Origin of the sequence: Methylobacterium sp. Leaf465, assembly GCF_001424705.1 — a bacterium.
Lineage (GTDB): Bacteria > Pseudomonadota > Alphaproteobacteria > Rhizobiales > Beijerinckiaceae > Methylobacterium.
On the sequence record NZ_LMRA01000003.1, the window covers coordinates 109,403 to 131,566 of the forward strand.

Annotated in this window: 21 protein-coding genes; 16 read left to right on the forward strand and 5 right to left on the reverse strand. The window is 70.1% G+C overall.

Features of this window, described 5'->3' with window-relative positions:
* The first annotated feature begins 392 nt into the window (after nt 1–392).
* From ASG51_RS04105 to ASG51_RS04130, 6 genes are all read left to right on the forward strand, one after another.
* On the forward strand, nt 393–1,073 hold the full coding sequence (locus tag ASG51_RS04105; RefSeq protein ID WP_056215638.1) for an isochorismatase family cysteine hydrolase: 681 nt from the start codon (nt 393–395) through the stop codon (nt 1,071–1,073).
* An 86-nt stretch (nt 1,074–1,159) separates the two neighbouring features.
* On the forward strand, nt 1,160–2,173 hold the full coding sequence (locus ASG51_RS04110; protein ID WP_056379282.1) for a 2-oxoglutarate and iron-dependent oxygenase domain-containing protein: 1,014 nt from the start codon (nt 1,160–1,162) through the stop codon (nt 2,171–2,173).
* 174 nt (nt 2,174–2,347) lie between these two features.
* Nucleotides 2,348–3,433, forward strand: coding sequence for a BMP family ABC transporter substrate-binding protein (locus ASG51_RS04115; protein WP_056379285.1), 1,086 nt, complete (start codon nt 2,348–2,350; stop codon nt 3,431–3,433).
* Between the two features lie 62 nt (nt 3,434–3,495).
* Nucleotides 3,496–5,010 carry an ABC transporter ATP-binding protein gene (locus ASG51_RS04120; protein ID WP_244480054.1) on the forward strand — a complete coding sequence of 505 codons (1,515 nt, stop codon included), beginning with the start codon at nt 3,496–3,498 and terminating at the stop codon, nt 5,008–5,010.
* A gap of 10 nt (nt 5,011–5,020) precedes the next feature.
* Nucleotides 5,021–6,142: an ABC transporter permease gene (locus ASG51_RS04125; protein ID WP_156389561.1), complete on the forward strand. Its 1,122-nt coding sequence runs from the start codon at nt 5,021–5,023 to the stop codon at nt 6,140–6,142.
* Nucleotides 6,135–7,070: an ABC transporter permease gene (locus tag ASG51_RS04130; protein ID WP_056379289.1), complete on the forward strand. Its 936-nt coding sequence runs from the start codon at nt 6,135–6,137 to the stop codon at nt 7,068–7,070. Before ASG51_RS04125 ends, ASG51_RS04130 begins: the two co-directional genes overlap by 8 nt.
* 138 nt (nt 7,071–7,208) lie before the next feature.
* On the opposite strand, the gene ASG51_RS23850 is transcribed toward ASG51_RS04130, so the two are convergent.
* A complete protein-coding gene (locus ASG51_RS23850) occupies nt 7,209–7,364 on the reverse strand; it encodes a hypothetical protein (RefSeq protein WP_156389562.1) in 156 nt (51 codons plus the stop codon).
* Nucleotides 7,365–7,614: 250 nt separating this feature from the next.
* Entirely contained in the window at nt 7,615–7,986 is a 372-nt protein-coding gene (locus tag ASG51_RS04135) for a transposase (RefSeq protein ID WP_056379343.1), read from the reverse strand.
* Between the two features lie 250 nt (nt 7,987–8,236).
* Here ASG51_RS04135 and ASG51_RS04140 point away from each other — a divergent pair, with 250 nt between their 5' ends.
* Genes ASG51_RS04140 through ASG51_RS04165 form a run of 6 tightly spaced genes read left to right on the forward strand, consistent with a single transcriptional unit; the run spans nt 8,237 to nt 14,620 of the window.
* On the forward strand, nt 8,237–9,463 hold the full coding sequence (locus tag ASG51_RS04140) for a transporter substrate-binding protein (protein WP_056379292.1): 1,227 nt from the start codon (nt 8,237–8,239) through the stop codon (nt 9,461–9,463).
* Nucleotides 9,456–11,096, forward strand: coding sequence for an urea ABC transporter permease subunit UrtB (urtB, locus tag ASG51_RS04145; RefSeq protein WP_056379294.1), 1,641 nt, complete (start codon nt 9,456–9,458; stop codon nt 11,094–11,096). The genes ASG51_RS04140 and urtB overlap by 8 nt, the downstream gene beginning before the upstream one ends.
* Nucleotides 11,093–12,208: an urea ABC transporter permease subunit UrtC gene (gene urtC, locus ASG51_RS04150; RefSeq protein ID WP_082513867.1), complete on the forward strand. Its 1,116-nt coding sequence runs from the start codon at nt 11,093–11,095 to the stop codon at nt 12,206–12,208. Before urtB ends, urtC begins: the two co-directional genes overlap by 4 nt.
* Complete coding sequence (locus ASG51_RS04155) at nt 12,205–12,915, forward strand: ATP-binding cassette domain-containing protein (RefSeq protein WP_082513868.1); 711 nt, start codon at nt 12,205–12,207, stop codon at nt 12,913–12,915. The genes urtC and ASG51_RS04155 overlap by 4 nt, the downstream gene beginning before the upstream one ends.
* On the forward strand, nt 12,912–13,640 hold the full coding sequence (urtE, locus tag ASG51_RS04160) for an urea ABC transporter ATP-binding subunit UrtE (RefSeq protein ID WP_056270048.1): 729 nt from the start codon (nt 12,912–12,914) through the stop codon (nt 13,638–13,640). The genes ASG51_RS04155 and urtE overlap by 4 nt, the downstream gene beginning before the upstream one ends.
* A 23-nt stretch (nt 13,641–13,663) precedes the next feature.
* Nucleotides 13,664–14,620, forward strand: coding sequence for an acetamidase/formamidase family protein (locus ASG51_RS04165; protein WP_056349096.1), 957 nt, complete (start codon nt 13,664–13,666; stop codon nt 14,618–14,620).
* Nucleotides 14,621–14,707: 87 nt separating this feature from the next.
* On the opposite strand, the gene ASG51_RS04170 is transcribed toward ASG51_RS04165, so the two are convergent.
* From ASG51_RS04170 to ASG51_RS04180, 3 genes are all read right to left on the reverse strand, one after another.
* Nucleotides 14,708–15,904, reverse strand: a complete 1,197-nt coding sequence (locus ASG51_RS04170; protein ID WP_056379296.1) for an FAD-dependent monooxygenase — start codon at nt 15,902–15,904, stop codon at nt 14,708–14,710.
* 413 nt (nt 15,905–16,317) lie between these two features.
* Complete coding sequence (locus ASG51_RS04175) at nt 16,318–17,091, reverse strand: trypsin-like peptidase domain-containing protein (protein ID WP_244476297.1); 774 nt, start codon at nt 17,089–17,091, stop codon at nt 16,318–16,320.
* A 145-nt stretch (nt 17,092–17,236) separates the two neighbouring features.
* Nucleotides 17,237–17,536, reverse strand: coding sequence for a hypothetical protein (locus ASG51_RS04180; protein ID WP_244480055.1), 300 nt, complete (start codon nt 17,534–17,536; stop codon nt 17,237–17,239).
* A gap of 383 nt (nt 17,537–17,919) precedes the next feature.
* Here ASG51_RS04180 and ASG51_RS04185 point away from each other — a divergent pair, with 383 nt between their 5' ends.
* From ASG51_RS04185 to ASG51_RS04200, 4 genes are all read left to right on the forward strand, one after another.
* Nucleotides 17,920–19,803 carry a methanol/ethanol family PQQ-dependent dehydrogenase gene (locus ASG51_RS04185; protein ID WP_056215682.1) on the forward strand — a complete coding sequence of 628 codons (1,884 nt, stop codon included), beginning with the start codon at nt 17,920–17,922 and terminating at the stop codon, nt 19,801–19,803.
* A gap of 314 nt (nt 19,804–20,117) precedes the next feature.
* Nucleotides 20,118–20,984 (forward strand): methanol oxidation system protein MoxJ, encoded by an 867-nt coding sequence (gene moxJ / locus ASG51_RS04190; RefSeq protein ID WP_056270035.1) that lies wholly within the window; start codon nt 20,118–20,120, stop codon nt 20,982–20,984.
* Between the two features lie 164 nt (nt 20,985–21,148).
* The gene (gene moxG / locus ASG51_RS04195; protein WP_056217638.1) at nt 21,149–21,742 is read left to right on the forward strand and encodes a cytochrome c(L), periplasmic; all 594 of its coding nucleotides are present in this window, start codon (nt 21,149–21,151) and stop codon (nt 21,740–21,742) included.
* Nucleotides 21,743–21,837: 95 nt separating this feature from the next.
* Nucleotides 21,838–22,128 carry a methanol dehydrogenase [cytochrome c] subunit gene (locus ASG51_RS04200; protein ID WP_056349100.1) on the forward strand — a complete coding sequence of 97 codons (291 nt, stop codon included), beginning with the start codon at nt 21,838–21,840 and terminating at the stop codon, nt 22,126–22,128.
* Nucleotides 22,129–22,164: the final 36 nt, after the last annotated feature.

Below are 22,164 nucleotides of genomic sequence, written 5' to 3' on the forward strand. Positions count from 1 at the left end.
CGGCACGACTTGCCTATTAGTCCATCAGTTTGCCTATTGCCCCAGCAATTCAAATTTTAATATTGCTTAAACTGCCAATAGGATGTCGATATTCGGGTCCAAGAAATAACTCAGCTGATTTGTTCATTGTCTCGTCGTCCGGCCTTGCGCCGCGAAACGCCGAGAAGGGTCCAGATAGAAAAATCGATGCATCCGGCGAGAGGGCAGCCAAAGGCTCACCCCTTCGTCTCCGGTGTTGCTGGGCTTCTGAGCTTGGCGGGGGGCTCTGTGCATGCCCCTTCCTCTCAATGCCCGAACATACGGTCCCGCGTTCAAGGCCGTGTGGATCGCTTGAAAAGTCTGTGTCGGAACACGGCGCCGGTCCTTCGGTGCCGGAGCGGGGAGCGGTACCCATGCGAAGCTACGTCGACGGCGAAATGCGGGATCTCGGAGCGGCCTTCGCTCCGTATTTCGATCCGAAATCCACGGCGATCGTGTCGATCGACCTGCACCGCGGCCATCTCGACGACGATCCCGCCTGCCCCTGTCCGGCACCGCGCGCCCGCGCCATCGTGCCGGCGGTCGATGCGTTTCACGACTCCGCGCGGGCGGCCGGCATCCGGATCATCCACGTCCGGAGCAAGCTGCGTCGGGGCGGAGTCGACGACGTCAACGGCCTCAAGGCGGCCTGGCGCCTCGTCTTCCCCCTGCATGTGGGCGAAATCCCGAACGCCGACGAGCATGCGATCGAGGGGACGCGCTGGAACGCGTTCGTCACCCAGGTGACGGACGACGACCTGATCGTCGAAACCAAGAAGAGGCTCTCGGCCTTCTACCCGACAGACCTCGATTTTCTTCTGCGGAACCTCGGCATCCGCACGGTTGTCTTCGACGGCTGCCTGACCGACTGCTGCGTTCTCAACTCCGCCTTCGATGCGTCGAACCTCGGCTACCACGTCGTGGTGGCCGCCGACCTCGTGGCCGGCACCAGTGCGGCGCTGGAGGACGCGGCCTTGCGCATCGTCGCGACGCATCTCGGCCTCGTCACGGAGGCCGCCGAGATCCTGGCGGCCTGGCGCGTCCGGGCGGCGTGAGGACGCGGCCGGTGACGCCGGGGCCCGGCTTGGCACGGTCGTTGCCATGGCATGTCGGACCAGGTGGTCAAACTTTGGATGCCGCCATGCCTCTGCTTCAGGTTCCCGTCATCGATCTCAGCCCCTACCGCTCGGGTACGCCGGAGGGCAAAGCCGCCGTCGCCGCCCAGGTCGACCAGGCTTGCCGCGACATCGGCTTCCTCGTCGTCTCCGGCCACGGCATTTCGGAAGCGCTGATCGCGCGCACCCACGCGGTGTCGCGCCAGTTCTTCGACCGGCCGCATGCGGAGAAGCTCGCTGTCGACCGGCCCGCCCCGGATCAGGTCCGGGGTTACAGCGCCGTGGGCGGGGAAGGCCTGTCCTTCAGCCTGGACGAGCCGACACCGCCGGACATCAAGGAGTCGCTGTCCATCGGCCCCGTCGACGTGCCGGCGGGCGACCCCTACTACACCAGCGAAGCGGCCGGTCCGCATTTCGCGCCGAACGTCTGGCCCGCCGAGCCTGCCGATCTGAAGGAGGTCTGGAGCGCGTATTTCCGCGCCGTCGACACGCTCGCCCGTGACCTGATGCGCATCTTCGCGCTGGGACTGAAGCTCGACGAGACCCACTTCGACCCGACCATCGACAAGAACATCTCGATGATGCGCGCGCTGCGCTACCCGGCTCAGACCAGCGCGCCGCTGCCCGGTCAGCTCCGCGCCGGTGCCCATTCCGACTATGGCAGCATGACGATCCTGCGCAAGGAACTCGGTGACAAGAGCCTGCAGGTCAAGAACAAGCTCGGCGCGTGGGTCGACGTGCCGGTCATTCCCGGCACCTTCATCGTCAACATCGGCGACCTGATGCAGCAATGGACCAACGATACCTGGTCCTCGACGGTGCACCGGGTGGTCAATCCCGCGTTCGGATCGGAGGACAACGTCGACCGCCTGTCGATCGTGTTCTTCCACCAGCCGAATTACGACGCCGACGTCGCCTGCCTGCCCACCTGCCAGGACGCCGAGCATCCGGCGAAGTATGCCCCGGTGTCCTCCGGGGATCACCTGCGCGCGAAGTTCGTCAAGCAGACGACCTTCGGCAAGGTCGACAAGGCGGCCTGACGTGCTGCCCGACCGCGACGGGGACCACCCCGTCCCGCGCGACCCCGAAGGCGACGCCTTCCGGATCGACACCGTGCCGTGACCACACCCGCGCGCGCCACGCAGACGGCGGCGCGCGCAAGACCTTCCCTGTGCCCGCCGATTGCGGCCGCTCATCCCGGAGAACTCGACGCCATGATCCGACCGTTCCTGAAATCGCTGCTGGCCGTAGGCCTCGCGGCCCTCCCCACCCTGCCGGCCGTGGCCGCGCCCTTCAAGCTGAAGGACGAACCCAAGGTCGCCATGGTGATCTTCGGGCAGAAGAACGACGGCGGCTGGTCGCAGGCCGCCGATGAGGCCCGCGTGAAGATGGAAGCGGCGCTGGACATGAAGATCCCGGCGGTGGACGGGGTGAAGGAGAACGCCACGGCGATCCGGCCCGTGGTCGAGCTCTTCATCAAGCGCGGCTACAACATCATCATCGGCACCGCCTTCGGCTATTCCGACACCTTCAAGGAACTGTCCGAGAAGTATCCCGACGTCGCCTTCCTCAACCTGTCGGGCACCACCAACGGGCCGAACCTCGAATCGGTCTACGGGCGCACCTACGAGAGCCAGTATCTCTGCGGCATGGCCGCGGGCGCCGTGTCCAAGACCGGCAAGCTCGGGTTCGTGGCGGCCAATCCCTTCGGCGTCGTGAACTGGACGATCAACGCCTACGAGCTCGGCGCCCGGAAGATGAACCCCAACGCCACGCTCAACGTGGTCTATACCGGCATCTGGAACGATCCGGTGAAGGAGCGCGCCGCGGCCGAGGCCCTGGTCGATCAGGGCGCCGACGTGCTCGGCCAGCACGTGGACACGCCCGCGACCCAGATCGTCGCGCAGGAGCGCGGGATCTACGGCACCGGCCACCACCGCGACATGCGGGAATTCGCCCCCAAGGCGACGGTCTGCTCCTCGGTCTGGACCTGGGACAAGGCCCTGGTGCCCGAGATTCGGAAAATCATGGCCGGCACCTGGGTGCCGGCGCCCAACGGGGCCTTCATGAGCATGGCCAAGGGGGGCACCGACATCGCCTGCTGCGGCGCGGCCGTGCCTCCGGCGGCGGTCAAGGAGATCCTGGCCGAGCGCAAGGCGATCATCGAGGGCAAGCAGATCTATGCCGGCCCCCTCGACGATCGCGACGGCAAGCTGCGGGTGCCGGCTGGACAGGTCCTGAGCGATGCCGACCTCTGGAAGATGGACTGGTTCGTTAAGGGCGTGACCACCCAGAAATGACCGCGCTTCGGCCGGGTCTCGCACCCGGCCGCCCGTCCGCGACCGGCGGACCGATCAACCCCATGGACGGTGCAGCGATGGGCATGGCCCTCGAACTCCTCGGCGTCTCGAAGACCTTCGACGGTTTCCAGGCGCTCGCCAAGGCCGACTTCGCGGTGGAATCCGGCGAGGTTCACGCCCTGCTGGGCGAGAACGGCGCCGGCAAATCCACCCTGATGAACGTGGCGGCGGGGCTCTACCGGCCCGACCAGGGCCGCATCCGCGTGCGGGGCCGCGAGGTCGCGTTGACCGGCCCCGTTGAGGCCCGGCGGCTCGGGATTGGCATGGTCCACCAGCACTACAAGCTCGTCAAAGCCTTCACCGCCGTGGAGAACATCCTGCTGGCGCAGGGGGCCGCCCGCTACGGTGCCGGTCTCGCCGAGGTCGAGGCGGCGATCCGCGCGCAGAGCGAGGCGGTGGGCTTCGCCGTCGATCTCCGGCGGCCGGTCGGCAGCCTGTCGGTGGCCGAGCAGCAGCGCGTGGAGATCCTGAAGGTGCTGGTGGCCGGCGCCGGCATCCTCATCCTCGACGAGCCCACCGCCGTGCTCACCGACCGCGAGGCGGAGGCGCTGCTCACGACCATGCGGGCCCTGGCGCGCAAGGGCGCGGCCGTCGTCCTCGTCACCCACAAGCTCGGCGAGGTGCAGCGCCATGCCGACCGCGTCACCGTGATGCGCGGCGGCGGCATCGTGGCGAGTGCCGATCCGGCGAGCCTCTCGGCGGCCGAGCTCACCACCCTGGTGGTCGGCGCCACGGCGAACCCGGTGCACTGCCCCGCCACCCGGATCGAAGGCCCGGTGCTCGCGGTCGAGGGTCTCGCGGGCACCCGGTCCGACGGGCTGCAGACCCTGTACGGCCTGAACCTCACGATCCGCGCGGGGGAGATCTACGGCCTCGCCGGCATCGGCGGGAACGGTCAGACCGAGCTCGCCGAGATCCTCATGGGGGTCCGGCGCGCCGGGACCGGGCGCATCGCGCTCGCGGGCGACGACGTCACCGGCGCCGGTCCCAAGCTGCGCCGGGCGCGGGGACTGGCCGCGATCCCGGCGGACCGGCAGGTCTACGGTTTGGCCGGCGACCTCTCGGTCGCCGAGAACTATGCGGTGGGCGGCCTGGCCTCCGGGCGCTTCGGCGGCTGGCTGCGGGTCGATCGCGCCGCGATCCGGGCCGCGACCGAGGCCGCCATCGCGGCCTTCGACATCCGGGGCGCCCGCAGCCCCCGCCAGAAGGCCGGCCTGCTTTCGGGCGGCAATGCGCAGAAGCTCGTCATCGCCCGCGAATTCGCCGGCCGGCCCCGCGTCGTCCTCGCCCACTCTCCGGCGCGCGGCCTCGACGTGCGGGCGACGGCCGACATCCACCGGCGCCTGCGCGAGGCCCGCGACGCGGGCGCGGGCGTGCTCCTGATCAGCGAGGATCTCGACGAGGTGATGCTGATGTCGGACCGGATCGGCGTGATAAGCCGGGGCCGGATCGTTCGCGAGTTCGACGCGCCCGCCGACCGGCAGGCCATCGGCGCCGCCATGGTGCACCATGCCTGAGGCTCGTTCCATGCCCCTCCTGTCCACCGCCCCCCAGCGGCCGGGCCCCAGGCTGCCCGGGCGCGGCCGCATCACGGTCGAGATCCGGCAGCACGTCCCTCGCTGGTATCAGGGCGTGGTCCTGGCCTGCGGCCTCGTCGTCGGGATGGGGCTCGCGACCGCCATCCTGGTCGCCTCCGGCGTCGGCCTCTCGGATCTCCTCCAGGAATTCGTGATCGTGATGGTGACCAGCCGGGGCAGCCTGACGGCGGTGCTGGTCCAGGCGGGCCCCCTCGCCATCGTCGGGCTCGCGGCGGCCGTCGCCTTTCGCGTCCGGTTCTGGAACATCGGCATCGAGGGGCAGATGATCCTGGGCGCCATCGCGGCCACCGCGATCGCGATCCACGACGTCGGGCCGGCCCCCGTGCGGCTCGGCCTCATGATGCTGGCGGCGGCCCTGGCCGGGATGGCCTGGGTCCTGATCCCGGCCGTGCTGAAGATCCGCATCGGACTGAACGAGGTCATCTCGACGCTGCTGCTGAACTACGTCGCGTTCAACGGGCTGCTGCAGCTGCTCTACGGACCCTGGCAGGACCCGGTGAGCAGCTTCCCCAATTCCAAGCAGTACGACCTCGCCGAGCGGCTGGGCAGTCTCGGCTGGGGGGACCTGACCTGGGCCCTGCCGCTGGCGGGCCTCCTCACCCTCCTGTGCTGGTGGCTCCTGAACGTCAGCCGCTTCGGGTTCCTCTCCCGGGTGGCCGAAGCCAATCCGCGCCTCGGCGAAGGCCAGGGCCTGCCGATGACGCGGGTGATGCTGGCCGCCGCCCTGCTCTCGGGGGCGCTGGCGGGCTTGGCCGGCTTCAGCATCTGCGCGGGCGTCGAGTACCGGCTGACCCAGTCGTTCTTCAACGGCTACGGCTTCTCCGGCATCCTCATCGCGTTCCTGGCCCGCAACAATCCCCTCGCCACCTTCGTGACCGCGGTGCTGGTCGGCGTGCTCTACGTGGCCGGGCAGAGCCTGCAGGTGTTCTACGGCATCCCCAGCGCGATGGTGCAGCTCATCCAGGCGGTGATCGTGATCGGCGTCGCCGCCTCCGACTTCTTTTTGCGGCACCGCGTGCGGTGGGTGCCGGGAAGGCGCCCCGATGTTTGATTTCCTCGTCAACTGGCTGGCCAACGTACCGACCTTCGCGTTGCCCTACGCGCTGGCCGCGCTCGGGCTCATCATCACCGAGAAGGCGGGCGTGCTCTCCCTGGGCGCGGAGGGCTTCCTGCTCATCGGCGCCATGAGCGGCATCGGCGTTCTGCTCGGGGTCGGGGACTACCCCCTCCTCGCGCTCACCGTGGCCGCGCTCGCGGCGGCGGCGCTCTCGCTGGTCTACGCGCTCCTCGTGGTGACGCTGCGGGTCAACCAGGTCATCGGCGGCCTCGCCCTGGTCTTCCTGGCGCAGGGCATGACGGGGGTGATCGCGACGCGCGCGGGCTGGACCAGCCGGCCCGTGGACGGCCTGCACACCGTTCCCCTGGGATCGCTCGCCGACATCCCGGTGCTGGGGCCGATCCTGTTCCAGCACGATCCCCTGGTCTTCGCCACGGTGCCCCTCGTCGCCCTCGTCGCCTACGTCCTCGACCGCACGATGTTCGGGCTGCGGCTGCGGGCCGTCGGCGACGGCCCCGACGCGGCCGATGCCGCCGGCATCCGCGTCGCCCTGACCCGATACGGGGCCATCGCCCTCGGCTCGGCACTGGTCGGCCTCGCGGGCGGCTATCTCTCGGTGGGCGTCGCCAAGATCTGGGTCGAGGGCATGAGCGGCGGGCGCGGCTGGATCGCCGTCGCCCTCGTCATCTTCGCCCGCTGGCAGCCCTGGCGGGCGCTCGGGGGCGCCCTCCTGTTCGGGGGCATCGAGGCGCTGATCCCCCGCATCGCCGCCATCGGTGTCGCCCTGCCGCAATATCTCGTCCTGATGACGCCCTACCTCGCCACCCTCGCGGTGATGATCTGGATCTGCCTGCGCCAGGACGGCCGCAGCCTGGAGCCGCGGGCCCTCGGCGTCGCCCACCTGCGCGAGGAGCGCCGCTGAGAGGGCTCGCCGATTCCGACCCGGCCGGCCTTCCGGGACCGAGCTCGGCGCGCGGCGATCACGGGGTGGCGGCCCCGGGGCGCCGGACAGCCCGATCCGGGACGGTGACGGGTCGACACGGGCCGGTCGTGCGCCGCCTCAGATCGCCACGCCATCGCCGCCGTGCCGCGGCTGATGGGCTGCCGTGATCGTCGTCATCAGCCGGATCAGGGTCTCCCCCTCGTGGCCCGCGAGCGGTTCGAGGGGCGCGTCGTGGGCCTGGCACGCGGCCTCTTCCATGGGCGAGGAGGCCAACACGATCATCCGGGCGGCTATGGAGGGCGGCCTGCGGGTCGATGTCGGGCATGGAAGCCCCTTCTCCCACCGGGTCTTCGCCGCCCGCCGCCTGTTCTGCCCCCGCCACCGGGCCTGGTTCACCCTGCCGGGCGGTGCCGTCTCGCCGGGATGGCCCGTGCGGGATCTGCCCACCGATCCCGTCCGCCACGATCGCCGTCCGCATCGGCGCGGCCCGGTAGAGCCGGCCCCGTTTCCCGTCGTTCGGGTGTCAGGTCGCGGTCCTGAGGCCGGCATAGCGTCCGACCGAGGCGTGGCCGCCCCGGAAGCCGGTCGACGGAACGGCCGATCCGGCCATCGGGGTCCCGCGTGGCGGGGGGCCATGGTCCCGCCCGGTCGACGCCGATGCGCGGAGCGCCTGCCGCAGCGCGGTGATCTCGCTCCGCAGGCGCGCGTTCTCGCGCTCGACGTCCCCGAGGCGGGTGACGCCGGCCGGCGACAGGCCGCCGAAGCGTCGGCGCCAGCGGTAGAACGTGCCGACGGAGACGTGCGCGGCCGTGCAGATGGCCGCGATGGCGGTGCCATTCGCGGCCTCCCGCAGGAGGAACGCGATCTCTTGATCGGTATGTCGGGATCGACGCATGCGCATCAGCCAATCGAGTCGGTATCCGAGGAGGCGGTCCAGCAAGAAACGCACCGTTGGCCGAGGGGCGCGGACAGACGTGCCGCGCGGTGCGGCGTGCGAATTTTGACGTTTGATCTGCAGCGGCGCACGCGTCGTGGGCGGAACGCCGTGGTTTTACGCAAGCCGCAGCCGCTCTGCAGCCTATTTGGCCTTCCTCCCCGGGCGCTCAACTCGGACAATCCGCCGGTCACGGAACGAGGCGAGAGCGATGGTCGGATTCACGAGACGCGGCTTCCTGGGAACGGCGGCGACCCTGTCCGCCCCGGCCCTCATCCGCCCGGCCTGGGCCGCCGACACGGTCAAGCTCGGGTGCCTGTTCTCGTCCTCGGGCACCATGGCGAACATCGAGGGCCGCCTGAACTACGTGGTGCGGATGGCCGCCGACGGCCTCAACGCGAAGGGCGGCGTCAACGGGCGTCGCATCGAGGTGGTGACCTCGGACCCCGCCTCCGACTGGCCGCTCTATGCGCAGATCGGCCGACAGATGCTGCAGCAGGAGAAGGTCGCCGCCCTGTTCGGCTGCTGGACCTCGGTCTCCCGCAAATCCGTGCTGCCGGTGGTCGAGCAGAATGACGGGCTGCTGTTCTATCCGCTCCACTTCGAGGGCGACGAGAACTCGAAGAACGTCGTCTACGTGAACTCGCCCCCGGCGAGCTCGGTGCTGCCGGCGGTCGATTACCTCATGGGTGCGGAGGGCGTCGGGGCCAAGCGGTTCTTCATGGTCGGCTCGGACTACGTCTGGCCGCGGACCATCAACAAGCAGCTCAAGGCCTACTGGACCTCCAAGGGCGTGCCCGAGACCGCGTGGCGCGAGGAATACGTGCCCCTGGGCTTCTCCAACTTCCAGACCCTGGTGAACCAGATCCGCAGCTTCGCCGCCCAGCCCGGCGGCCAGCCCATCGTGGTCCTCACCGTGGTCGGCTCCTCGATTCCCGACTTCCTGCGCGAATTCGCCAATCAGGGCATCCGCGCCACCGACGTGCCGATCCTCGGCCTCGACATGGTGGAGGCGGACCTCGAGGGCCTCGACACCGCGCCCCTCGTCGGCCACCTCAACTGCTGGGCCTATCTCCAGGCCGCCAAGGCCGAGGCGAACACGACGTTCCTGTCCGAGTGGGCGGCCTACGTGAAGGCCAAGGGCGTGCCCTTCAGCGCCGACACGGTCATCGACCCCATGGTCTCGGCCTATGACAGCGTCCAGCTCTGGGCGCTCGCCGCCGCCAAGGCCGGCAGCTTCGACGTCCCGGAGGTGCGCAAGGCCTTCCCCGGCCTCCGCTTCGCCGACCCCTCCGGCTACACCCTGACCATGGGCGGCGAGAACAACTACGTCGCCCGGGGCGTCTTCATCGGCTCGGTCAACGAGAAGCAGGGCTTCGACATCCTCTGGCAATCGCCCGATGCCCCCAAGCCTGTGCCGTTCAGCCCGTATGGCTGAGGGTCCGGGACGGTTCGGCCTGGTCGCCCTCCTGCTGTGGGCCGCGAGCCTGGTGGCGTCGCCGGCCCTCGCGGCCGGAGCGCCCCTCGATCGGGGCGCCTTCACCACCGCCCTCTGCGGCGACGGCGCGGTACAGGGCACGGCGGTGGAGGGGATCCTGCACGCCTCGGCGGAGGCGGAGTCCGGCGACGTCGCCTGGGCCGGCACGGTCCTGCGCGCCCTCCTCGAGCGGCGTCTGACCTGCCTGGGCGGGTCCGCCCTGCTCCTCGACCGGGCCGGTGCCGCCGACGGCCGCGACGCGGCCACCGGGGCGGTGCGCCCGGTCGCGGGCGGCCGCGCGCCGGTGCTCGGCCTGCGCCAGCGCGCCCTCGCGGAGACCGCCTCCGGAGCGGCGTCGCTGCTGACCGGGTCGGGCGTCGCGGCACGCCGGGCCGGCCTCGCCACCCTGGAGCGCCGGATCACCAGCGTGCCGGAAGCCCTCCTCCTGCGCGCGGCCTCCGCCGAGACGGATCCCGGCCTCAAGGTAAGCCTCGCGGCGCTCGCGCAATCCGCCGCCCTGTCCTCCGCCGATCCGGCGCGCCGCCTCGGGGCGATCCGGGCCGTCTCGGAATCGCCCTCGGGCGCCGCCTTCTCCCGCCTGTCCGCCCTCAAGGCCGATCCCGCCTACGGCAGCGATCCCGCCTTTCGCGGCACCCTCGACGCCGCCCTGGCCCGCGTCGCGCGGGCGGTGTCGATCGGGGACGGTCTGGCGGTGCTCTACAACGGCCTGAGCTTCGCCAGCATCCTGTTCATGGCGGCGGCGGGCCTGGCGATCATCTTCGGGCTGATGGGCGTCATCAACCTCGCCCAGGGCGAGTTCATCATGATCGGCGCCTACGCGACCTACGGCGTGCAGGAAGCCTTCCGGCGGCTCGCACCGCCCGCCTGGCTCGACGCCTACCTCCTCGCCGCGATTCCGGTCGCGTTCCTGGCCGCGGCGGGGGTCGGCATCGCCATCGAGGCCCTGATCCTGCGCCACCTCTACCGGCGCCCGCTGATGAGCCTGCTCGCCACCTGGGCGGTGAGTCTGCTCCTCATCAACGGGGTCCGGGTCGCGGTGGGATCGCAGAACCTGCAATTCGCGATGCCGCCCTACGTCAGCGGCGGCGTGCCCCTCTATGCCGACTTCGTGGTCACCTGGAACCGCCTGTTCGCCATCGCCTTCGCGGCCGTCACCCTGGTGCTGACCCTCGTCATCCTGAAGCGGACGCCGCTCGGGCTGGACATCCGCGCGGTGACGCAGAACCGCGACATGGCCGCCTGCCTCGGCATCCGCACCCGGCGGGTCGACCGGCTCGCCTTCGGCTTCGGCTCGGGGCTCGCCGGCCTCGCCGGCGTGGCCCTCTGCCCGATCTACAGCGTGAATCCCGGGATGGGCGCCACCTTCATCGTCGACAGCTTCATGGTGGTGGTGCTCGGCGGCGTCGGCACCGTGGTGGGCACCCTGGTCGCGGCGCTGGGCATCGGGGGCGCCAACGTCCTCATCGAGCCGCTCTACGGGGCCGTGGCCGCCAAGGTCATCGTGCTCGCCGGCATCATCCTGTTCCTGCAGCGCCGCCCCGAGGGCCTGTTCGCCGTGCGGCGTCGGCGATGAGCGGCGCCCTCGACCTGTCGCCCGGCGTGCCGGCGGCCCGACGGCCCGGCCCGAGCCTCGGGGGCGACCCGCTGCTCGCGGGCCTCGTCGGCCTCGTCCTGGCGACGGCCCTCGCCCTCGTGCTGCTCCAGCCCGCCCCCTACCTCGTCAACCTGGTCGGGCAACTGGCGGCCTTCGCGATCCTCGCCGTCTCCCTCGACCTCGTCTGGGGCTATCTCGGCATCCTCAGCCTCGGGCACGGACTGTTTTTCGCCATCGGCGGCTACGTCTGCGCGATGCACCTCCTGGCCCATGCCTACGCGGTCACGGGCACCCCACCGGACCTGATGCAGTTCATGGGCTGGAAGAGCCTGCCGGTCTACTGGACCGGGCTGACCAGCGCGCCCTACGCCCTCGCCCTGGCGCTGGGATTGACGGCGGCCGTCGCCTTCGTGTTCGGTCTCGCCTCGTTCCGCTCGCGGGTGAACGGCGTCTACTTCTCGATCATCAGCCAGGCCCTGGTCTACGTCGCCATGCTGCTGATGTTTCGCAACGATACCGGTCTGGGCGGCAACAACGGCATGACGGGGTTCTCGCGGCTGTTCGGCTGGCCCATGGGCGCGCCCGGGGTCGTCACCGGTCTCGCCGTCGCGACGCTCCTGTGCCTCGCGGCCGTGCTCGTCGGGGCGCGGGTCCTGGTGGCGAGCCCGCTGGGGCGCCGCATGCTGGCCTGCCGGGACGACGAGGCGCGGCTGCGCACCCTCGGCTACGGCACCACGCGCCTCAAGCTCGGGATCTGGTGCCTCTCGGCCGTCATCGCGGCGCTGGCCGGCCTCCTCTACGTGCCCCAGGTCGGCATCATCAATCCACGGGTGCTCAGCCCCGACCTCTCCATCGAGATCGCGGTCTGGGTCGCCATCGGCGGGCTGGGCCGGCTCGGGGGCGCCGTGATCGGCGCGGTGGCGGTCAACGCCCTCAAGTTCTGGCTCAGCGCGGCGATGCCGGAGGCCTGGCCCTTCATCCTCTCCGGCCTCGTCCTCGTGGTGGTCCTCGGGTTGCCCAACGGCCTCCTCGACCTCGCCGCGCTCCGGCTGAAGCCGACCTGGCTCCGGCGCGCGGGATCGCGGCCGTGAGCGCCCTCGTGATCGACGGCCTCACGGTCGTGTTCGGCGCCTTCCGGGCCCTGGACGGCCTCTCCCTCGCCGTCGATCCGGGCGAGGTCCGCGCGGTGATCGGCCCCAACGGGGCGGGCAAGACCACGCTGCTCGATGCGATCACGGGGATCACCCGCCCGCGTTCCGGGCGCATCCGCCTCGATGACGGGCGCGACCTGACCCGAGCGTCGGAGGCCGAGATCGCCCGGGCGGGGGTGCGCCGCAAGTTCCAGAAGCCCAGCGTCTTCCCGGCCCTGACGGTGCGCGAGAACCTCGCCCTCGGCTGCGGCCCCGATTGCCCGGCGCGGGAGCGGCCGGCCCGCCTCGCCCGGGCCCTGGCGGAGACCGGCCTCGAAGCGCGCGCCGCCGTGCCGGCCGGCGCCCTCGCCCACGGCGAGAAGCAATGGCTCGAGATCGGCATGGTGCTGGCCTCCGAACCCCGGGTCCTCCTCCTCGACGAGCCGGTGGCGGGGCTGTCCGACGACGAGACCGCGCGCACCGCCGACCTCATCGGCGCCCTGCGCCGGCCCGACCGGGCCATCCTGGTGATCGAGCACGACATGGCCTTCGTCGAGGCGGTGGCCGACCGGGTCACGGTGCTGCACGAGGGCCGGACCCTGTTCGAGGGGGCCATGGCGGGGGCCCGCGCCGATGCCCGCGTAATCGAGGTGTTCCTCGGCCGATGACGCCAGCCCTCAACCCATCCCCCGCTCCTCCGGCCGGCCTGACGGTGTCGGGGCTCGACCAGCATTACGGCAGCGCCCAGGTGCTCCGGACCGTCGGATTCCATGTCGCGCCCGGCACCTGCCTTGCCGTGCTCGGCCGCAACGGGGCCGGCAAGACCACCCTGCTGCGCTGCCTCGCCGGCCTGATCCCGGCGACGCGGGGGACGGTCGCCCTCGATGGCGTGGACCTCACGCGGTGGTCCCCCGACCGGCGGGCGCGCTCCGGCCTCGCCCTCGTGCCGCAGGGCCGGGAGATCTTCGCCGACCTCAGCGTCGCGGAGAACCTCCGGGTCGCCGCCCGGGCGCACGGCCTGGATCGGAGCGGCGCCGTCGACGAGGCCGTCGCGCTGTTCCCGGCCCTGCGCGAGCTCTGGCACCGCCCGGGCGGCAACCTCTCCGGCGGCCAGCAGCAGCAGCTCGCCATGGCCCGGGCCCTGGCGACGCGGCCGCGCATCCTGCTCCTCGACGAACCGACCGAGGGCATCCAGCCCTCGATCGTCGCCGCCATCGAGGCCGTGATCGCGGGGCTCCAGGGCCGCATCACCGTCGTCCTGGTGGAGCAGTACCTCGCCTTCGCGATCCGCCTCGCCGACGCCTTCGTGGTTCTCTCCCGCGGCGCCGTGGTGGAGCAGGGCCTGCGCCAGGACCTGAACCACGACGCCGTTTCCCGGCACATCGCCGTCTGACCCCCCCCGACCCAGGAGCCCGCATGTCGATGCATCACGAGATTCCCGCGACCCCCGAGAGCATGGTGCTGGGCTACTTCGACGCCACCCTGCCCCCCGTGCTGGAGGTGGCCTCCGGCGATACCGTGACGCTGCACTCGTTCCCGGCCGGCGGACGGGAATCGCTCCATCCCGATCCCGCCCGCGTGCCCGCGGATTACCGGCTCGCCCTCGACACCCTGGCGCAGGGCCCCGGCCCCCACTTCGTCACCGGACCCGTCCACGTGCGCGGTGCCGAGCCCGGCGACGTGCTCCAGGTCGACATCCTGGACCTGAAGGTCCGCATGGACTGGGGCTTCGTGGCGATCCTGCCGCTCCTCGGCACCCTGCCGGACGAGTTCACGGACTACGAGACCATCCACCCCGACATCGACCTCGCCCGCGGCGTCGCCGTGCTGCCCTGGGGCACGGAACTCCCCCTCGATCCGTTCTTCGGCATCATGGGCACGGCGCCCCCCGCCGCCTGGGGGCGGGTCGGAACCCCGGTCCCGCGCGGGTTCGGCGGGAACATGGACAACAAGGAGCTCCGGGTCGGCACCACCCTGTACCTGCCGGTCTATAACCCGGGCGCCGGCTTCTACGCGGGCGACGGACACGGCGTGCAGGGCGACGGCGAGGTCTGCATCACGGCCCTGGAGACCGGCCTCACCGGCACGGTCCGCCTCACCGTGCGCAAGGATCTCGGCTACGCGTGGCCCTTCGCCGAGACGCCCACGGACCTGATGTCGATCGGCCTGCACGAGAGCCTGGACGAGGCGATGCGCCAGGCCGTGCGCGAGATGGTGCGCCACGTCTGCGACCGCACGGACCTGACCCGCAACCAGGCCTACATGCTCTGCTCGCTGGCCGGGAACCTGCGCATCACCCAGACGGTGGACGGCAACAAGGGCGTGCACATGCTGATGCCGAAGCGCGCTCTGAAGCCGAAGCGCGCGCTCTGACGTCGAAGCGCGCGTCCCGAAGGCGGCCCTGCCTCGGCCGCCAGACACCGGAGGCGCGGGCTGGAATGGGACCGTCCGGTTGGGGCCTCAACGCACCGGACGGTCGTACGCCGAGAGATCGGGCGCCTTCGGAGGACGCGCGAACAGCGTTCCCGAAGCCCGACGAACCCAGCGCGTGCTGGCCACGCGCAGGGCGCCATGGAGCAGCCGGATCCCGAGCCGGCTCTGCGGGTTCGCCAGCCGGGGCGCGATCTTCGGAACGCCCTGGCCCGCCTCGACCATCGGACGCATGGCCCGCTCGTAGGCGGCCAAGCCGGCCCGGACATCGGAGGTCCGCGACAGCTCCTGGGCGAGGACGAAGGCGCCGGTGATGGCCAGGGTGGTGCCGATGCCGGCGAGCGGCGTGGCGCACCAAGCGGCGTCCCCCGTCAGGGCGATGCGGCCCTTCGACCAACGCGGCATTCGCACTTGCCGCAGGACATCGAAGTAGAAGTCCTCGGTGGTGTCCAGGCCCGCCAGGACGCGCCGGGCCTGCCAGCCGGCATCGGCGAACCGCTCATGCAGGAAGGCCTTTTGTCGGCCGACATCCCAGGTCTGCTCGCCCGCGGGCGGCTGCTGGAGGGACAGCATCGCCCGCGTGGTGCCTTTCCGGTCGGGGCGCAGCGACACGCTCCGGCCCCCGGGCGCATTGTACCAGCGCCACAACCGATCATCGTCGGCGACCCGCGGAACGGTGAAGTAGGCGATGGTCAGATCCATCCAGCGCGGGTCGTTCTCCCCGGGGAAGACGAGTTCGCGCGTCGCCGAGCCCACGCCCTCCGCGACCACGACGGCGTCGTACCGCTCCGTGAGGCCGCTGGCGAACGTCACGGTCGCGGCGTCGCCGTCCTCGTGGAGGCCCGTGATGCTGTCGCCGAAACGGACGCTTACGGTGTCCCGCGCCGCGTCGAACAGGAGACGCGCCAGGTCCCCGCGGAGGATCTCCATCTCGGCCGTCGGCCCGTCGCCGCCGAGGTCGTCGGTCATGAACGTCGCGACGATCCGGCCGTCGCCGTCGACCCAAGCCGTCCCCGTTTCTCCCGTGCCCTGTTCGAGGGCGGTCTCGTCCAGTCCCATCCGGCGCAACACCGCGCGGCCGACGCCACGCACGTCGATGTTCTGACCCCCGTCCCGGAACGCGGGCGCGCGCTCCACCACCGTGACCTCGTTTCCCAGACGCGCGAGCCACCAGGCGAGGGCTGAACCGGCAACGCTGGCGCCGGTGACCAGGATACGATGGGCCATGGATCCTTCCGGGCGCGGAAAACGGCCGCGACCTCCGCCTATATGCGTCGCCGTCTGGCAGCGGACCAGGGCACGTCCAGCCCATCCGGTCATCGAGCGGACCGGCGGGTCCCGACCCCGCCGTGGGTGGCCAAACCGGGGCGTCTCGAACGCGGTCGTTCGGCGATGGGCGTCGTCTGGGTCGGAGCGCCTCCCGGTTTCGTATCGGGCCTTGCGTCGCGTGCCTCAATGGCCGGTGCGGTGGGATACGCGGCCGGGAACCGGGTGGCGGTCGAGCGAAGCGCGGCATGGAACCCCGGGGGCATGGAACCCCGGGGGCATGGAAACCCGGGGGCATGGCGGTGCGGGAAGAAACCGGTGCCGGCGCGGAACGCGACCTCAACGGCCGCCGCGCCCTCCGCTCCGCCCGCCGGTCAGCGGACCGTCGGATCGGCGGCGAGGCGCGCCCGGATGGCATCCGTGAGCCCGCCCTCGAACAGCAGGGCCGAGCCGTAATGGTACTCGATGTCGAAGGCCCGGCGCGAGTTCATGGACAGGGAGGCGCTGTGCAGGGCGAGGAGGCGGCCCTCGGCGTCGAACAGGCCCGAACCGGAGCCGCCATAGCCGTTGTTGCAATCGTGCCGGACGCGCCGGATCGCGTCCTCGCTCGGCGGGTCGATCCGGTGGATCGTGCAGGGCTCGAGGCTGCTCTGGCCGGGATAGTTCGCGTGGCCGCCGGGGGAGACCATGACGACCGGGACCGGCACGGACCCGGTCGGCAGGTCGGGGAAGGCCGGCACCGGCTGCGGGCGCACGCCCTCGGCCGGCTCCGCCAGCTCGACCAGGGCCCAGTCGTCCGTGATGTGGAGCGACATCGCCCCCGGCACGGTGCCGAGGCGCAGGGTCCCCGGGGCGAAGGCGTAGTTCCGGCCCCCGATCTGGAAGAAGCAGTCGGCGACGTCGCGCGTGGGCTCCAGGTGCCGGCTGCGGAAGTTGTGGGCGTTCAGGACCACGAGGCGCGGGCTGCCGATCAGCCAGGCGGCGGCCGCCTTCCGGGGAATGCCGTCCGACCGGCAGTAGAGCACGCCGGCGCCGGGATAGCGGGCGTAGTCCGCCCCCGCCAGTTCGCGCCGGTCGTCCTGCGGATAGAGCGCCGCCCATCGCTGCGGACCCTCCGCCCGACCCGCACCGCTCCCGCCGAGGTGCAGGAGCCCGGCGCCCACGAGCCCGGCACCGGCGAGCGCGAGGCGCCAGAGCGCCCTGCCCCCTGGGACCCGGGTCCGCGTGAGTCGGGCCCGACCCGACCGCACCGGTCCGCCGCTCCCCTGACCTAAGGGTACCTGGCCCAAGCGCCTACTCGTCGGAGGTCTGGTGGACGGAGACGCAGATCTTCACCGCCTGCTCCAGCTTGGTCTCGCGCGGATTGCCGATGTTGGCCGTCTCTTCGAGGCAGCGGACGAAGTAGTCCCGGTCGAGCTGGGGCGAGAGGCTCGAGAACGCCTTGCCCATCCGGGTCGCGAAATCGACCCGGTCGGCGGTCGGGGTGCGCGACCAGATCGCCACCGGATCGTCGAGCGTCAGGCGCGCGGCCTCGGCGGTCGACGCCGCGCCGACAGCACAACATAATAATATACTAAGACGGCGGATCATCATCGCAAGTCTCTCTCTGGGCGCCCAAGCCTACCGATGGGCGGCACCATCATTCCACTGGGGAGGCCGTGTCAATTGTCTTGCCGAAATTCATCGGATTGCCGGATCAAAGCTTTCTCAATACCGGATTTCAACCGAATGATTGCCGATTGATCCCGATAAAAAAGTGCCAACTGGCCGCAGACAGCGGGAAAGACAAATGCTTTTATGAATAGCCAGCCGATCAGTAATAAAACTTTCATAAGAAGATCTATATCTCAAGATAGTCTTATGAATGCGACGGGCTCCTGGGATCAATACAGGAGCTTGTCCTGATCCGGCGAAATCAAAGGCTGTGCCGGACCGGACGGTCGACGGACGCGGCCATCAGGGTAGGAGACGTTGGGATGAACAGGTTTCTGGCTTCGGTCTCGGTGATGGCGCTGGGCGCCCTGGCGCCGATGGGTCTGCCGAGCATGGCCGCCGCGAACGACAAGCTCGTCGAGATGGCGAAGGACGACGCCAACTGGGTGATGCCCGGCAAGAACTACGACTCGGACAATTACAGCCCGCTCAAGCAGATCAACACCAGCAACGTGAAGGACCTGAAGGTGTCCTGGACGTTCTCCACCGGCCTGCTCAACGGCCACGAGGGCGCCCCGGTGGTGGTGGACGGAAAGATGTACGTCCACACCTCCTTCCCCAACAACACCTTCGCGCTGGGGCTCGACGATCCGGGCAGGATCCTCTGGCAGGACAAGCCCAAGCAGAACCCGGCCGCCCGCGCGGTGGCCTGCTGCGATCTCGTGAACCGCGGCCTCGCCTACTGGCCCGGCGACGGCAAGACCCCGGCGCTCATCCTCAAGACGCTCCTCGACGGCAACGTCATGGCCCTCAACGCCGAGACCGGCGAGACGGTCTGGAAGGTCGAGAACTCCGACATCAAGGTCGGCTCGACGCTGACGATCGCGCCCTACGTGGTCAAGGACAAGGTCATCATCGGCTCCTCCGGCGCCGAGCTCGGCGTGCGCGGCTACCTCACCGCCTACGACGTGAAGACCGGCGCCCAGGTCTGGCGCGCCTACGCCACCGGCCCGGACAAGGACCTGCTGCTGGCCGACGACTTCAACATCCGCAACGCCCATTACGGCCAGAAGGGGCTCGGCACCTCCACCTGGGAGGGCGATGCCTGGAAGATCGGCGGCGGCACGAACTGGGGCTGGTACGCCTACGATCCCGGCACCAACCTGATCTACTTCGGCACCGGCAACCCGGCGCCCTGGAACGAGACCATGCGTCCGGGCGACAACAAGTGGACGATGACGATCTTCGGCCGCGACGTCGACACGGGCGAGGCCAAGTTCGGCTACCAGAAGACCCCGCACGACGAGTGGGACTACGCGGGCGTCAACGTGATGATGCTCTCCAACCAGAAGGACAAGGACGGCAAGGACCGCAAGCTCCTGACCCATCCGGACCGGAACGGCATCGTCTACACCCTGGACCGCACGGACGGTTCGCTGGTCTCGGCCAACAAGATCGACGACACCGTCAACGTCTTCAAGTCGGTGGACCTGAAGACCGGCCAGCCGGTGCGCGACCCGGAATACGGCACCCGGATGGACCATCTCGGCAAGGACATCTGTCCCTCGGCGATGGGCTACCACAACCAGGGCCACGATTCCTACGATCCGGAGCGCAAGGCGTTCTTCATGGGCATCAACCACATCTGCATGGATTGGGAGCCCTTCATGCTGCCCTACCGCGCGGGTCAGTTCTTCGTCGGCGCGACGCTGAACATGTATCCGGGTCCGAAGGGCGACCGGCAGAACTACGAGGGCCTCGGCCAGATCAAGAGCTACAACGCCATCACGGGCGCGTTCCAGTGGGAGAAGATGGAGCGCTTCGCGGTCTGGGGCGGCACGACGGCCACCGCCGGCGGGCTGGTGTTCTACGGAACCCTCGACGGCTACATCAAGGCGCGCAACTCGGACACCGGAGACCTCCTCTGGAAGTTCAAGATGCCCTCCGGCGCCATCGGCTACCCGATCACCTACACCCACAAGGGTGAGCAGTACGTGGCGATCTACTACGGCGTCGGCGGCTGGCCGGGCGTCGGCCTGGTCTTCGACCTGCAGGACCCGACCGCCGGCCTCGGCGCGGTGGGCGCCTTCAAGAAGCTCGCCAACTACACCCAGATGGGCGGCGGCGTGATGGTGTTCTCGCTGGGCGGCAAGGGCCCCTACGACGACCCGAACGTCGGCGAGTACCAGACGGCGGCCGCGAAGTAGGCGGCACGACGAGGCCGCGCCCGCAGCGTGCGCGTGTCCCCCTCCCCCCTGTGGGGAGGGGTCAGGGGTGGGGGTGGCTCCGCTGGCCTTCGTCCGTCGCGGGGCCTCCGGCCACCCCCACCGCCAACGCCTCCCCGCGCGAGTTGGGTGATCGCATCCGCGATCTGCCTGTCGGCGGCTCTGGATTCCGGGCTCGCCGTCGGCGACCCGGAATGACGGTGTGCCTCATCTGTGATCGCCCTGCCGCAACGGGCCGGGGAGCCGCGTCCCGGTCCCACAAGACTCCGACCAACGAGAACAACGGAAACGCTCCCATGTCCTTCGCCACAGGATGCTCCTTCGCCGCAGGATGCCTGTCCGCTGCGGTTCTTCTCGCCCTCGGCGGGGCCGCGCTCGCGCAAGGCGACACGAAATCCGCCCCCGACGACAGGACCCTGCGGGTCTGCGCCGCGAACCAGCCGCCGCTCTCGCTGAAGGACGGCAGCGGCCTCGAGAACCGCATCGCCGCGGCGATCGCCGACGCCATGGGGCGCAAGGCCGAGTTCGTCTGGTCGGACAAGGCGGCGATCTACCTGGTGCGCGACAGCCTCGACAAGAAGCTCTGCGACGTGGTCGTGGGCCTCGACAGCGACGACCAGCGCGTGCTGACCACGAAGCCCTATTACCGAAGCGGCTACGTGTTCGTGACCCGCGCCGACCGCGACCTCGACGTGAAGTCCTGGGCCGACCCGCGGCTCAAGACCGTCGACCACATGGTGGTCGGCTTCGGCACGCCCGGCGAGGTCATGCTGAAGGATATCGGCCGCTACGAGGAGGACATGGCCTACCTCTACTCGCTGGTGAACTTCCGCGCCGCCCGCAACACCTACACGCAGATCGATCCGGCCCGGATGATCAGCGAGGTCGCCACCGGCAAGGCCGACGTGGCGGTCGCCTTCGGCCCGGACGTCGCCCGCTACGTGAAGGACTCGGCCCAGCCCCTGCGCATGACCCTGGTGCCCGACGACACCACCCGCAGCGACGGCCGCAAGATGCCGCAGAGCTTCGACCAGTCCATGGGCGTGCGCCGGGACGACACCGCCCTGAAGGCCGCCCTCGATGCGGCCATCGTCAAGGCGAAGCCGAAGATCGAGGCGATCCTGAAGCAGGACGGCGTGCCCCTGGTCCCCGTCACCAACTGATCCGGTTCCGCCCCGCGCGGCCCCGGTCCGACATCCCCGCTTCCGAAGCGGAGCCCGACGCGGGCGCGCCGGGCTCCGCCCCAAACCCCTCGCCGGCGCCCCGATGGGCGCCCGGTCCAGCTCCGCCCGGCCGGTCAGCCGTCCGGCGTCATCAGGTCGAATTCATGCGTGATTCCCATGGCATCCTGGCCATCTGTTTCAGCCTCGCCGCCGTCCTCGGTGGCGTCGCCGCCCTGGCGCAGCCCGCCGCCGGCCCCCAGACCGGCTTCGTCTTCCGCAACACGGTCACGGGCGAGCAGCTCGACGTCGCCGAAGGCAAGGCGGGCGGCCGCGACACCCCGGCGGTGAAGCAGTTCTTCCAGACGGGCAAGAACAGCTACATCGACGACAAGTCCTGCCTGCGCAACGGCGAGTCCCTCTTCGCGACCTCGTGTTCCGGCTGTCACGGCCACCTGGCCGAGGGCAAGCTCGGGCCGGGCCTCAACGACAACTACTGGACCTATCCCTCGAACACCGAGGACACCGGCCTGTTCGCCACGATCTTCGGCGGCGCCAACGGCATGATGGGCCCGCACAACGAGAACCTGACCCCCGACGAGATGCTCCAGGTCATCGCCTGGATCCGGCACCTCTATACCGGTCCGGTCCAGGACGCCGTTTGGCTCAACGACGCGCAGAAGAAGAATTACACGCCCTACAAGCAGGGCGAGACCTTCCCCAAGGACGTCAAGGGCCAGTGCCCGCCGCTGGAAGACTGACGCCCGAGGAAGTCACGGCGCCATCCGTGAGGCACCACCGCGCGCGAGCCGCGACGCCGATCCACAGACAAGAACGATCAACAGAGGAGACGACCATGCGGACTTTCATCACAGCCCTGGCGATCGGTGCGGGCGCGCTGCTCGCGGTTCCGGCGATGGCCTATGACGGCACCAAGTGCAAGGCGGCCGGTAATTGCTGGGAGCCGAAGCCCGGCTTCCCCGAGAAGATCGCCGGCACGAAGTACGACCCGAAGCACGACCCCAAGGAACTCAACAAGCAGTCCGAGTCGATCAGGGCGATGGAAGAGCGCAACAAGAAGCGCATCGAGGCCGCCAAGAAGACCGGCAAGTTCGAGTACGACGTCACGAAGCTGTCGTCGAACTGATCCCGCCGTCCTGATCCTGGCGGATCGGGGTCGCCC

What these genes read in the sequence shown, in the direction of transcription:
- ASG51_RS04105 (WP_056215638.1), top strand. Translation starts at nt 393, where the DNA reads ATGCGAAGCTACGTCGACGGCGAAATGCGGGATCTCGGAGCGGCCTTC.
- ASG51_RS04110 (WP_056379282.1), top strand. Translation starts at nt 1,160, where the DNA reads ATGCCTCTGCTTCAGGTTCCCGTCATCGATCTCAGCCCCTACCGCTCG.
- ASG51_RS04115 (WP_056379285.1), top strand. Translation starts at nt 2,348, where the DNA reads ATGATCCGACCGTTCCTGAAATCGCTGCTGGCCGTAGGCCTCGCGGCC.
- ASG51_RS04120 (WP_244480054.1), top strand. Translation starts at nt 3,496, where the DNA reads ATGGACGGTGCAGCGATGGGCATGGCCCTCGAACTCCTCGGCGTCTCG.
- ASG51_RS04125 (WP_156389561.1), top strand. Translation starts at nt 5,021, where the DNA reads ATGCCCCTCCTGTCCACCGCCCCCCAGCGGCCGGGCCCCAGGCTGCCC.
- ASG51_RS04130 (WP_056379289.1), top strand. Translation starts at nt 6,135, where the DNA reads ATGTTTGATTTCCTCGTCAACTGGCTGGCCAACGTACCGACCTTCGCG.
- ASG51_RS04135 (WP_056379343.1), bottom strand. Translation starts at nt 7,986, where the DNA reads ATGCGTCGATCCCGACATACCGATCAAGAGATCGCGTTCCTCCTGCGG.
- ASG51_RS04140 (WP_056379292.1), top strand. Translation starts at nt 8,237, where the DNA reads ATGGTCGGATTCACGAGACGCGGCTTCCTGGGAACGGCGGCGACCCTG.
- urtB (WP_056379294.1), top strand. Translation starts at nt 9,456, where the DNA reads ATGGCTGAGGGTCCGGGACGGTTCGGCCTGGTCGCCCTCCTGCTGTGG.
- urtC (WP_082513867.1), top strand. Translation starts at nt 11,093, where the DNA reads ATGAGCGGCGCCCTCGACCTGTCGCCCGGCGTGCCGGCGGCCCGACGG.
- urtE (WP_056270048.1), top strand. Translation starts at nt 12,912, where the DNA reads ATGACGCCAGCCCTCAACCCATCCCCCGCTCCTCCGGCCGGCCTGACG.
- ASG51_RS04165 (WP_056349096.1), top strand. Translation starts at nt 13,664, where the DNA reads ATGTCGATGCATCACGAGATTCCCGCGACCCCCGAGAGCATGGTGCTG.
- ASG51_RS04170 (WP_056379296.1), bottom strand. Translation starts at nt 15,904, where the DNA reads ATGGCCCATCGTATCCTGGTCACCGGCGCCAGCGTTGCCGGTTCAGCC.
- ASG51_RS04180 (WP_244480055.1), bottom strand. Translation starts at nt 17,536, where the DNA reads ATGATGATCCGCCGTCTTAGTATATTATTATGTTGTGCTGTCGGCGCG.
- ASG51_RS04185 (WP_056215682.1), top strand. Translation starts at nt 17,920, where the DNA reads ATGAACAGGTTTCTGGCTTCGGTCTCGGTGATGGCGCTGGGCGCCCTG.
- moxJ (WP_056270035.1), top strand. Translation starts at nt 20,118, where the DNA reads ATGTCCTTCGCCACAGGATGCTCCTTCGCCGCAGGATGCCTGTCCGCT.
- moxG (WP_056217638.1), top strand. Translation starts at nt 21,149, where the DNA reads ATGCGTGATTCCCATGGCATCCTGGCCATCTGTTTCAGCCTCGCCGCC.
- ASG51_RS04200 (WP_056349100.1), top strand. Translation starts at nt 21,838, where the DNA reads ATGCGGACTTTCATCACAGCCCTGGCGATCGGTGCGGGCGCGCTGCTC.